This window comes from Corynebacterium sp., assembly GCF_012837295.1.
GTDB lineage: Bacteria > Actinomycetota > Actinomycetes > Mycobacteriales > Mycobacteriaceae > Corynebacterium.
In genome coordinates this window covers 1-10989 of the sequence record NZ_DURI01000268.1, presented here as the reverse complement: position 1 = coordinate 10989, position 10989 = coordinate 1, and the positions used below count along the sequence as shown (strand labels likewise).

General features: G+C 70.3%; 11 protein-coding genes and 1 riboswitch. Of the genes, 6 read left to right on the top strand and 5 right to left on the bottom strand.

The annotated features are described in order from the left end of the window. Positions 1–1000 (bottom strand): citrate/2-methylcitrate synthase (locus GX015_RS08870; protein ID WP_291344461.1); only part of this gene is annotated, 1000 nt, incomplete at its 3' end. Between the two features lie 650 nt (positions 1001–1650). On the opposite strand from GX015_RS08870, the gene serC reads away from it, so the two are divergent. From serC to GX015_RS08855, 3 genes are all read left to right on the top strand, one after another. Next, positions 1651–2787: a phosphoserine transaminase gene (serC, locus tag GX015_RS08865; protein WP_291344459.1), complete on the top strand. Its 1137-nt coding sequence runs from the start codon at positions 1651–1653 to the stop codon at positions 2785–2787. A 135-nt stretch (positions 2788–2922) separates the two neighbouring features. Further along, positions 2923–3936: a septation protein SepH gene (sepH, locus tag GX015_RS08860; protein ID WP_291344456.1), complete on the top strand. Its 1014-nt coding sequence runs from the start codon at positions 2923–2925 to the stop codon at positions 3934–3936. 10 nt (positions 3937–3946) lie between these two features. After that, the gene (locus GX015_RS08855; RefSeq protein WP_291344454.1) at positions 3947–4867 is read left to right on the top strand and encodes a hypothetical protein; all 921 of its coding nucleotides are present in this window, start codon (positions 3947–3949) and stop codon (positions 4865–4867) included. On the opposite strand, the gene GX015_RS08850 is transcribed toward GX015_RS08855, so the two are convergent. The 3 genes from GX015_RS08850 to GX015_RS08840 form a co-directional block, all read right to left on the bottom strand. Then, entirely contained in the window at positions 4846–5697 is an 852-nt protein-coding gene (locus GX015_RS08850) for an RNA methyltransferase (protein ID WP_291344452.1), read from the bottom strand. The two genes, GX015_RS08855 and GX015_RS08850, sit on opposite strands and share 22 nt — an antisense overlap. 3 nt (positions 5698–5700) lie before the next feature. Continuing rightward, a complete protein-coding gene (locus tag GX015_RS08845) occupies positions 5701–7203 on the bottom strand; it encodes an NCS2 family permease (RefSeq protein WP_291344450.1) in 1503 nt (500 codons plus the stop codon). Between the two features lie 122 nt (positions 7204–7325). After that, positions 7326–8051: a DUF3027 domain-containing protein gene (locus tag GX015_RS08840; protein ID WP_291344448.1), complete on the bottom strand. Its 726-nt coding sequence runs from the start codon at positions 8049–8051 to the stop codon at positions 7326–7328. A gap of 24 nt (positions 8052–8075) precedes the next feature. Between GX015_RS08840 and GX015_RS08835 the strand changes: the two genes are divergently transcribed. Further along, the gene (locus GX015_RS08835) at positions 8076–8963 is read left to right on the top strand and encodes a glutaminyl-peptide cyclotransferase (protein ID WP_291344447.1); all 888 of its coding nucleotides are present in this window, start codon (positions 8076–8078) and stop codon (positions 8961–8963) included. Positions 8964–9033: 70 nt separating this feature from the next. Continuing rightward, on the top strand, positions 9034–9600 hold the full coding sequence (locus tag GX015_RS08830) for a DUF2771 family protein (protein WP_291344445.1): 567 nt from the start codon (positions 9034–9036) through the stop codon (positions 9598–9600). Positions 9601–9621: 21 nt separating this feature from the next. On the opposite strand, the gene GX015_RS08825 is transcribed toward GX015_RS08830, so the two are convergent. Further along, complete coding sequence (locus GX015_RS08825) at positions 9622–10032, bottom strand: cold-shock protein (protein WP_291344443.1); 411 nt, start codon at positions 10030–10032, stop codon at positions 9622–9624. Between the two features lie 413 nt (positions 10033–10445). Continuing rightward, positions 10446–10627: riboswitch (cyclic di-AMP (ydaO/yuaA leader) on the top strand. 19 nt (positions 10628–10646) lie between these two features. Here GX015_RS08825 and GX015_RS08820 point away from each other — a divergent pair. Next, a partial coding sequence (locus GX015_RS08820) for a transglycosylase family protein (protein WP_291344441.1) occupies positions 10647–10989 on the top strand: 343 nt, incomplete at its 3' end.

Here is a 10989-nt window from a genome sequence, read left to right as displayed (position 1 = left end):
GGTGCGCCAGCACCTCGTGGGCGGTCTTCTTGGCGATGGCGGCGCGCGGGTCGTAGGACTTGTACACGCGGTGGCCGAAGCCCATCAGGCGGACGCCCGGCTCCTTGTTCTTGACGCGGTTCATGAACTCGGTCGCGTCACCGTCGTGGTTGTTCTTGATGTCCTCGAGCATCTCCAGGACGGCCTGGTTGGCGCCGCCGTGCAGCGGGCCGGACAGGGCGTTGATGCCCGCGGCGATGGAGACGAACATGTTGGCCCCGGAGGAGGCGACCATGCGCACGGTCGAGGTGGAGCAGTTCTGCTCGTGGTCGGCGTGCAGGATGAGGAGCTTGTCGAGCGCGTCGACGAGCACCGGGTCGACCTCGTACTTCTCGGACGGGTAGCCGAACATCATGCGGAGGAAGTTCTCGCGCGCGTTCAGGGAGTTGTCCGGGTAGAGGTACGGCTCGCCCTTCGAGGCGCGGTAGGCGTAGGCGGCCAGCATCGGGACCTTGGCCATGAGGCGGGCGGTCGCGAGCTCGCGCATCTCCGGGTTCGACGGGTCCAGCTCGTCCTGGTAGTAGGCCGAGAGAATGTTGACCGAGGAGGCCAGGGTGGCCATCGGGTGCGCGCCGCGCGGGAAGATGGAGAAGGCCTTCTTGAAGTCCTCGTCCAGCAGGGTGTGGTGGCGGATGTCGTAGTTGAACTTCTCCAGCTCCTCCTTGGTGGGGAGCTCGCCGTTGATCAGCATGTAGGAGACCTCGTTGAACGTGGCCTTCTCGGCCAGCTGCTCAATGGGGTAGCCGCGGTGGCGGAGAATGCCGTTGCCGCCGTCGATGTAGGTGATCGCGGAGGTGGTCGAACCCGTGGCGGTGTAACCCGGGTCGAACGTGGTCAGTCCGGTCTCGGCGAGGAGCTTGCCGATCGCGATGCCGTCGTTGCCCTCGGTGGCCTCGACGATGTCCATCTCGAACTCGCCGCCGGGGTAGTGGAGCACGGCCTTCTTGTTCTCAGTAGCCACAACTTCCCTTTCGCTGAAAATGTGTCGTTCAGGCAATCCGGCGTTGTCTCGCCGGCCACGGCCCACACTATCCGGGCCCCGGGAGGGGCGCGCAGATGGTGCCCGGTGCGGATCGGCCGAAGAACTTCTTCGCCCGCTTCACACCGGGGCCCGGCCGAGCCATACTCAACCGCCAGCAGTGGATTGCGACACACTCTAGCAAAGAATGTGAGGGCGACAACACCCTTACCCCCGCGGTTTCGTCTCCACGGGAGCGTCGCGGCGAGTTTAGCGATTATGTTTTCCCGGAGCAACACCACGTTTGGGCAGGTCACCCCGCATGATGCCCACCTCCGGACACCACACCCCCTCCCGGCTTTTGAAGTTTCGCGGCACGCCCGGACGGAACCTCCCCCTTTGGACACAAAAACACCTCTACCGCCCCAGAGCAGCCGAAACGGTCGCCCCAGCATGGCTCCACATTGCACAACCTACTCTTCGCAATCTTCACATTTAGCGAAGATTGCGAACACCGTTTCGCCACACCCGACGCCCCCCTCCCCCGCTTCACCCGAGACGGGGGTTTCGGGGGCGATCCCCCGCCCGTGACCCGCCCGCGTGCGGGGCGATAGAGTCTAGGTGGTCCATAACCCACCGAAAGGTTGCGCCCAATGAGCGATCAGTTCCCCTCCCTGCCCGCCGAGTTCCTCCCCGGCGACGGACGCTTCGGCTGCGGCCCGTCCAAGGTCCGCCCGTCCCAGATCCAGGCCGTCGTCGACGGCGCCACCGGCATCATGGGCACGTCGCACCGCCAGCCGGCCGTGAAGAACGTCGTCGGCGAGGTCCGCGAGGGCCTGTCCGAGCTCTTCTCGCTGCCCGAGGGCCACGAGATCATCCTGTCCCTCGGCGGGGCCACCGCCTTCTGGGACGCCGCCACCTTCGGCCTGATCGAGAAGAAGTCGGCGCACCTGTCCTACGGCGAGTTCTCGTCGAAGTTCGCCAAGGCCGCCAAGCTGGCGCCGTGGCTCGACGCCCCGCAGGTCATCGAGGCCGAGCCGGGTTCGGCCCCCGAGGTCGTCGCGGGCGAGGAGGGCGTCGACCTCATCGGTTGGGCGCACAACGAGACCTCGACCGGCGCGATGGTGCCCGTCACCCGCCCGGCCGGTTCCGAGGGCCAGCTGGTCGCCATCGACGCGACCTCCGGCGCCGGCGGCCTGCCCGTCGACATCTCCCAGACCGACGCCTACTACTTCTCGCCGCAGAAGTGCTTCGCGTCGGACGGCGGCCTGTGGCTGGCCGCGATGTCCCCGGCCGCCCTGGAGCGCATCGCCAAGATCAACGCCTCGGACCGCTTCATCCCGGAGTTCCTCAACCTGCAGACCGCGGTGGACAACTCGCTGAAGAACCAGACCTACAACACCCCGGCCGTGGGCACGCTGCTCATGCTCGCCGACCAGGTGAAGTGGATGAACGCCAACGGCGGCCTCGACGGCATGGTGGCCCGGACCACCGAGTCCTCCTCGCACCTCTACAACTGGGCCGAGGGCCGCTCGGAGACCTCCCCGTACGTCGCCGACGAGGCCAAGCGCTCGCTGGTCGTGGGCACCATCGACTTCGCCGACGACGTCGACGCCGCGAAGATCGCCAAGACCCTGCGTGCGAACGGCATCCTGGACACCGAGCCGTACCGCAAGCTGGGCCGCAACCAGCTGCGCATCGGCATGTTCCCGGCGATTGACCCGGAGGACGTCAAGAAGCTGACCGGCGCCATCGACTGGATCCTGGACAACGGCCACGCCTCGGCCTGATCCCCGGAGCCCTTCCGGCGGCCCGTCCGCGCCGAACCCCCGCACACGCCGCACCTTCGAGGTGGCGGCCCGGCGGGGGTTTCGTCGTTTAGCATGGGGGAAAGTACACGGCGGTCATCCCCAGGAGGTTTTCGAATGCGGGAATTGAAGCCCATCACGGACGCCGGCGAGCCGGGGACCATCATCCTCGCCGCCGCGGATTCCGGCGCGGGCGACGGGGAGCGGTTCGCGCTGCCGGTCACCGATGAACTGCGCGATTTGATCGCGGCCGTTTCCGGTCCGGTCGGGGATGCGCGTGACGACGCCGACGCGGACGAGACCGCCGCACCAGAGGATTCCGGCCCGGTTGCCGTCACGGACTCCGCGTCCGATGCAGCCCCGGTCTCCGACTCAGACTCAGACTCAGACTCGAACGGCGAATCCGCCGGGGCCGGAGGGCCCGAGGAGACGGTCGAGGAGACCCCGGCCCCCGCCGAACCCCGCATGGTGCTTCGCCCCCGGGAGATCCAGGACCGCGTGCGCGCGGGCGCCTCGGTGGAGGAGCTCATCGAGTTGACCGGCATGCCGGCCCGCCGCATCGATCCCTTCGCGCACCCGGTGCTCGCCGAGCGCGCCCGCATCGCGGAGCTGGGCAAGCAGTCCCGTCCGCGCCGCGCCGACGGCCCCGCGCAGCTGACCCTGTGGGAGATCCTGGCCACCGCCTTCGCCGCCCGCGGACTCGACCTGTCCACCTCGGAATGGGATGCCTGGCGCGACCCGGCCGGGCAGTGGATCATCGGCGTGACCTGGGCCGCCGGCCATTCCACCACCACCGCCGAATGGGCGTTCCACGCGGAGGGCGCCTCGGCGTCGACGGTCGCGCGCAACACCATCGCGGCCGAGCTCGTCGATCCGGATTTCGCCCGGCCCCGCCGAAACCTGTCCTCCGTCGAGGACGAGGCCCCCGGCCTGCGACCGGCGCCGCCTGTCGAGGATGCGCCGCCGGTCATGGACCACGGGGCGTCGGAAAGCATGGCCGACGACGATCACGGGGACGACGACTTCCTGCGGCACCCCGACGACGGGCAGACGCCGAAGCGCCGCCGCAAGACGGTCATGCCCTCCTGGGAGGATGTGCTGCTCGGGGTGCGCCCCACGGACCGGAAGTGACGGGTGACCGATGAGCTCCACCCGGGGGGCGCGCGCGGGCGTCGCCACGATCTGGTTCGTCACGGCCGCCGAGCCGCTGGCCGTCCTCACCGCCGAACCCGGCCATGACCGGGGTTTCGGGCGCAAGTACCTGGCGCTGCTGGATCCGCGGCTGACGGTCGCGCCCATCGGCGATTTCCCGCTGAACAGGTCGGCCCCCGCGGGCGCCGGCGAGTTCTACATCGGCGGTTTCGACGGCCTGGCCGTCGTGCAGACGGTGCTCGAGGACGTCTCGCAGCTGTCCGAGTTGCCGCGGCGCTACCTGCGCGGCATCGCCGCCACCGACGTGTACGCGTTCTCCTCCGACCCGGTCACCGGCTTCGGCGCATTCGCGCACTGGCGGGCCGGGGAACTCAAGCGCGCGTTTTCCGCCACGCGGTTCACCATCATCGAGGACATCGGGGTGCCCGAGATCTTCGAGGGCGATTTCTGGGCCGGCCGCCGCAAGCCGGAGGTCGCGGATGATGGTTCCGGTGACCGTTCCGGCGGCGCCGCCGCCGGCGCGGCCGTCCCCCGGCGCGGGGTGGCCATGCCCTTCGTGCCCGCCGAGTTGAGCGACGCGGCGGCGCTCGGGTGGCTGGGCTTCGATCCCGCCGATCCGGGCCCCGACATCCCCGTCAGCGCCTTCGCCGTCGACGGGCGCCGGACGACGGCCCCGGGGCCGGTGGCGGCCCGGCGCGGCCGTGCGGCCGGGGACGCGCCCCGGGCGGTGGCGGGCAACGTCGACTACGACGACTACGAGGACCACTCGCCCCGGGCCTCCGATGATTCGGCGGAGGGCATCCGCCGCGTCGGCCGCGCCGCCGCCGACGGCGCCCGCTCGATGGGCGAGAGCGTCCGCGGCTGGGGCAAGAGGGCCTGGGCGAAGGTTCAGAAGCGCAATCGCTCGTAGAACCCGATCGCGGCCGCCGTGGCCACGTTGAGGCTGTCCGTCCCCTCCGCCATCGGGATGCGGGCGCGCACGTCCGCCGCGCGCATCGCGTGCTCGGTGAGGCCCGGGCCCTCCGCGCCGACGAGGATGGCCACCTTCTCGTGCGCCATCGCCTCCCACAGCGGGACCGACCCCTCCCCCGGCGTCATGGCGACGATGCGGAAGCCCTCGTCGCGCAGGCCCTCGAGCGACCGCTGCCACGTCGTCGTGGTCCCCGGCAGATGCGCGAAGGGCGTGCGCAGGACGTGACCCATGGACACGCGCACCGCGCGGCGGTACAGCGGATCGGCGCACGCGGCGCCGAAGAGCACGCCGTCGACGCCCATGCCCGCGGCATTGCGGAACATGGCGCCGATGTTCTCGTGATCGCCCACCCCCTCGAGGATGAGCAGGGTGCGCGCCCCGGCCACGACCTCCGCCACGGTGGGCTCGGGCGCGCGGTCGGCGACGCCGAGGAGCCCCCGGTGCAGATCGAATCCGACGGCCTCCGCCAGCACCGGCCGTTCGACCTCGAACCACGGCACCGACAGCGCAGCAGCGCGCGCGGCGGGATCGCCGGCCGCCAGGTCGTCGTCAAGCGAATCCAGGCGGCGGGGCGTCCCCGCGATGCACCGCAGGGGGAAGCGCGACGCCGCGAGGCGGGGGACGATCAGCGCCCCCTCCGCGATGACCAGGCCCTTGCCGCCCGGCAGATCCGGGCGGGAATCCGAGCGGTTGAGGTCGCGGACGTCGTCGAGCCGCGGATCGGACGCATCTGCGACGCGGACGCGGTTCGGTCGTGGATCCGGCACCGGCTACGCGCCCAGGATCGCCGAGACGGGCTCGATGCCGAAGTACACCAGGAACAGCGCGGCGACGACGTAGAGCAGCGGGTGCACCTCGCGGGCGCGGCCCGAGAACAGCGCCAGCAGGGCGTAGGTGACGAAGCCGACGCCGATGCCGTTGGCGATGGAGTACGTGAACGGCATGATGACGATGGTCATGAACGCCGGCAGCGCGATGTCGAACCGGGAGAAGTCGATCTCCGTGATCTGCGACATCATCATCGCGCCGACGATGACCAGGACCGGGGCCGCGGCCTCGACCGGCACGATCTCGTACAGCGGCGTGAAGAACATCGCCAGCAGGAACAGCAGGCCCGTGACCACGTTGGCCAGGCCGGTGCGGGCGCCGTCGCCGATGCCCGCAGCGGAGTCCACGTACACGGTGTTCGACGACGACGAGGTCGCGCCGCCGACGACGGCGCCGACGCCCTCGACGACCAGCGCGCGCTTCATGCCCGGCAGCACGCCGTCCTTCCCCGCCAGACCCGCCTGCTTGCCCAGGCCGGTCATGGTGCCCATGGCGTCGAAGAAGTTCGCCAGCACGAGCGTGAACACCAGCATCGTCGCGCCGATGACGCCGATGCGCACGAACGCGCCGAACAGATCGAACTGGCCCAGCAGCGACATGTCCGGCAGGCCGCCGATGCCGTCCGGGGCACCGGGGACCGCGAGGTTCCAGCCCGAGGGGTTCGGCTCGCCGTCGACGAAGGACGGGCCCGACTTGGTCAGTGCCTCGACGATCAGGGCGATGATCGTGTTGATCACGATGCCGATGAACAGGCCTCCCGGCACCTTCCGCACGACGAGCACGCCGCAGATGATGATGCCCAGCACGAACACGGCCGTCGGCCACGACGTGATGTGGCCGCCGATGCCCAGCTGCACCGGGACGGTGGTGCCCGCGGCGTCCGGGATGCGGCGGACCAGGCCGCCGTCTACGAAGCCGATGATGGAGATGAACAGGCCGATGCCGACCGCCATCGCCGCCTTCAGCGACGGCGGGATCGCCTCGAACACCGCCGAGCGGAAGCCGGACACGGCCAGCGCCACGATGATGAGGCCGTCGATGACGACCAGACCCATCGCCTCGGCCCAGGTCAGTCCCTCGTTGGCGACGAACGTCACCGCCACCAGGGTGTTGATGCCCAGGCCCGCGGCGATGCCGAACGGGTATTTCGCCCACGCGCCGAACAGGATGGTCATGACGCCGGCCGCGAACGCGGTCATGGCGGCGACCTGCGGCACCGACAGCACGGTGCCCTCGACGTCCTCGATGCCGCCGAGGATCAGCGGGTTGAGGAGGATGATGTAAGCCATCGCGAAGAAGGTGACTACGCCGCCGCGCACCTCCGTGACGACGGTCGAACCGCGCTCCGTGATGCCGAAGTAGCGGTCGATGGCGGATGTGGGGCGGCGCCGGTCGTCGCCGACGGCCCCCTTCTGGTCTGCTGGTCCCACCGAGGATTCGGCCATGCGCTTGCGCTCCCGTTCTGGAAGGGCGGCCGCCGCGGTTGCGTGCGGCGGCCGGGAATCGTTAATGCGCCTCTCAGAATCGCACCCCCGGGCCCCGGCGGGCAACACGGGGCGGCTGCGGGTCAGTGGCCGCGCAGATCCGCGCGGTCGACGATCGCCTGATCGTCGTACGCCTTCCCCTCCGGCGCCCCGGCGCCGGTGACCTCCGGGGTGGCGGAATGGGCGCCGCACCCGTGGTCGACGTGGACGACGTCGCCGTCGAACGCCCACTCGTTGACGCAGGCGCCGAAGTCGGCGCCCAGCGGCCCCTCGAGCGGGACGAAGAACGCGCACGTGCCGCAGTGGCGCAGCGCCTCGTCGGCGAATTCGCCGTGCGGCCCGGTGTCGCCGTCGAGCCAGCGCTCAGCGGTGAGGCGGAGCCCCTCCGGGCTGAGCTCGCGGTCTTCGGCGTCGGCCGTCGTCAAGCGGGGATCGTCCGCCGCGGGCGGCAGCAGGTCCCGGGGGCCGAGGTCGCCGGGGCGCAGCCGTTCCTCGTAGGGGATCCACGCGGGGGCGCGCAGCGCGCTGTCGCCGGGGACGAGCGCGACCTCGCTGACGGTGATGTGGTCGGTGCCCGGCGCGCACGCCAGCACGACGTGCCATTCCCAGCCGCGGTAGCCCGGCAGGTCCGCCGCGAAGCTGTGCACCGCCACCCCCGGGTGGGTGACGTTCACGCCGGCGTGGGCGCCGGCGGGCCCCTCGTCCATGTCCTCGACTGCGGCGCGGGCGATGTCGACGGCGCGGTCGCCCAACAGGGGGCCGCGTGAGCGGCGGCGATTGCGGGAACGGCGTCCTCGGTTGTCTGTCACACGGGCCATTCTAGAGTGGGGTGCATGAAGCTCAGCGCGAAGGCCGTCTCGGCGGCCGTCCTGTCGTCGGTCCTGGTCCTCTCCGGCTGTTCGGGCGATTCGCTTGACGACGGCCCGGCGGCCCCGCCGTCCGACGTCCCCGTGGAGAACACCGCGAGTTCCGGGGCGGCCGCACCGGCGGCGGATCTGCCCCGCCTGAACGTCGAGGTCGTCGCGGAGCATCCGTTCGACGACCGCGCCTTCACGCAGGGTCTGGAGATCGACGACGACGGGTCGCTGCTGGTCGGCACCGGGCAGTACGGGGAATCGGCGATCTGGCGCGTCCGCGACTGGCGGGCGGGGTCGCCGGCGGAGGATCTGCGGGAGCTGCCGCCGGAGTTCTTCGGCGAGGGCATCACCCGCGCCGGCGACATCGTGTGGCAGTTGACGTGGAAGAAGGGCGAGGCCTTCGCCCGCGACGCGGTGACGCTGGAGGAGACCCGCCGCGCCCGGTACGAAGGCGAGGGCTGGGGCCTGTGCCACGAGGGCGACCGGCTGGTCATGTCGGACGGTTCCAACACCCTGACGTTCCGCGACCCCGTCACCTTCGCCGAGACCGGCCGCGTGGACGTCATCTTCGACGGCCTGCGCGTGGACCAGCTGAACGAACTCGAATGCGTCGACGGCCCCGATGGCCCGGAGGTGTGGGCCAACCGGTGGACGACCAACGACATCGTCCGCATCGACCCCGCCACCGGCGCGGTCACCGGATTCGCCGACGCCACCCCGCTCGTCGAGGCGCTGACGCCGGAGGCCCGGGAGAAGGCGGACGTGTTCAACGGCATCGCCCACGTCCCGGGCACGGATCATTTCCTGGTGACCGGCAAGTACTGGCCCACCCTGTTCGAGATCCGGTTCACGCCGGCCGAATGAGCGCCGATAGACTGACCCGCGGTTCGGGCGCCGGAGGGCGGCCGGCCGACCGACGAGTAAGGAGCGAGCCGTGGCGGCCAAGGTGAACAAGAAGACGTGGCGGATCATCGGGGTGATCGTCGCGGTCGCGCTGATCATCACGGGCGTGGTCCTGATCCTCGACCGCTCCAACGACGGCACCGTGGAAGACCCCGAGTCCCTGACCATGACGGTGCGGATCGGCGACGAGGAGATCGAGGTCTCCCCCTACCGGGTCTGCGACATGTTCGAGCGCGGCGAGGGCGCGTGCACCACGTACGACGACGCCACCGCCCGCGTGTCCATCGGCCTGGAGGACACCGCGGAGATCGAGGTCGCCGACGCGGTGTCCTCCGTGGCGTGGACGCTGCAGCGCTTCTACTCCGACGAGTCCGTCAACTCCGCCGAGCAGAAGGAGCCGGGCGAGGCGAAGACCGTGACCGTCGCGGGCTCCGCGTCCGTCAACGGCGAGCGCACCCCCCTGGGCGTCGTGGAGGTCTCCACGACGGTCGTCGGCGAGGACGCCTCCGGCGAAGAGGTGCCGTACGGCATCACCTGGTCGGTGCTCAACGAAGCCGGCGGCGACACCGCGAACGACTCCGCGAACGACGCGGAGTAGCCCGCCGGCCCGAACGCCGGCTCAGTGGTCGAGCTCGCGGGCCACGGCCCGCAGGACCTCCGCCATCTGGTGGCCGTGCTTGCGGTCGGGGTACCGGCCGGCGCGCAGGTCGCGCTGGACGGTGGACTCGAGCATGGAGATCATGTCGGAGATCATGCCGTTGAGGTCCTCCGGCGAGTGGCGCTTGGCCTGGCGACGGCCCCCGCCGCCTCCCCTGCCAGCCCGCGGGGCCTCCTCGAGCACGGTGACGTGCAGCGCCTGCGGCCCCGGGCGCCCGTCGGCGTAGTCGTATTCGATGCGCTGGCCCTTGGCCAGCTCCTCGACGCCCTCGGGCAGCACGGCATGCCCGACGTAGACGTCCTCGCCGCCGGGGTTGGAGACGAAGCCGAAGCCGCGATCCTTGTCGTACCACTTGACCTTGCCGATGGGCACCGGGGCCACCTTTCTCTCTGCTCTCTCTGTGCCGTCTGCGCCACCTCGCGAATGCGGCGTGGCGGCATCTGGGCTGCTTTTCGACTTTTCGACGCGCACAACTCGCGCACGGTGAAACAACCGATTATAGCGGACGGCCGAAAAACACCCGAAGATCACGGCTCGATAACGTGACCTTGCTCACATTCCACCTCGCCCCCACCCGTAACATGCCCCACATTATGGGGGCTGAGCAGCGATAACGTCGTCAAGCACCTACTTTTCGACGAAAACCCACCGCCAACCCGGCCCACCGCATAACGTGACTATTCCGTTACCGACCGCTACCGTACCCAAACGACGCACCACGGCAGCTCCGCCGCCCCTCGCCCAACCCCGTCCGGGACGGCACCACGGAGACCCGCGGCCAGCGAAAACTTCATGGACACAATCCTGATCGAGACGGGGTCGGGGAAACCACCGGCGCAAGCCGGACGGGACGGACATCCACGCGATGTCCCGACTCCCTGGGGTGAAGCCGGACGACCCACGTCCGCCGGGCATCCCCACCGCCCGAACCCGACAGCTAACCCCGACGGCGAATCACCGAAATCAACGAGAGGGAAACCACCGACATGGCCCGTCACGCCACCAAGAACCGCAGCTTCGTCTCCACCTCCGCCAAGGTCGCCCTGACCGGCGCCATCCTCGGCGCCGGCGCCGCGATGGCCGCCCCGACCGCCACCGCCGCCCCCGACTCCGACTGGGATCGCCTGGCGCAGTGCGAGTCCGGCGGCGACTGGCACATCAACACCGGCAACGGCTACTACGGCGGCCTGCAGTTCGCGGCCGGCACCTGGAACGGCTTCGGCGGCGGCGAGTTCGCCCCGACCGCCGACAAGGCTTCCCGCATCGAGCAGATCTACGTCGCCGAGAAGGTCCTGGCCCAGCAGGGTTGGGGCGCCTGGCCGGCCTGCT

What these genes read in the sequence shown, in the direction of transcription:
- sepH (WP_291344456.1), top strand. Translation starts at nt 2,923, where the DNA reads ATGCGGGAATTGAAGCCCATCACGGACGCCGGCGAGCCGGGGACCATC.
- GX015_RS08845 (WP_291344450.1), bottom strand. Translation starts at nt 7,203, where the DNA reads ATGGCCGAATCCTCGGTGGGACCAGCAGACCAGAAGGGGGCCGTCGGC.
- GX015_RS08835 (WP_291344447.1), top strand. Translation starts at nt 8,076, where the DNA reads ATGAAGCTCAGCGCGAAGGCCGTCTCGGCGGCCGTCCTGTCGTCGGTC.
- GX015_RS08855 (WP_291344454.1), top strand. Translation starts at nt 3,947, where the DNA reads ATGAGCTCCACCCGGGGGGCGCGCGCGGGCGTCGCCACGATCTGGTTC.
- serC (WP_291344459.1), top strand. Translation starts at nt 1,651, where the DNA reads ATGAGCGATCAGTTCCCCTCCCTGCCCGCCGAGTTCCTCCCCGGCGAC.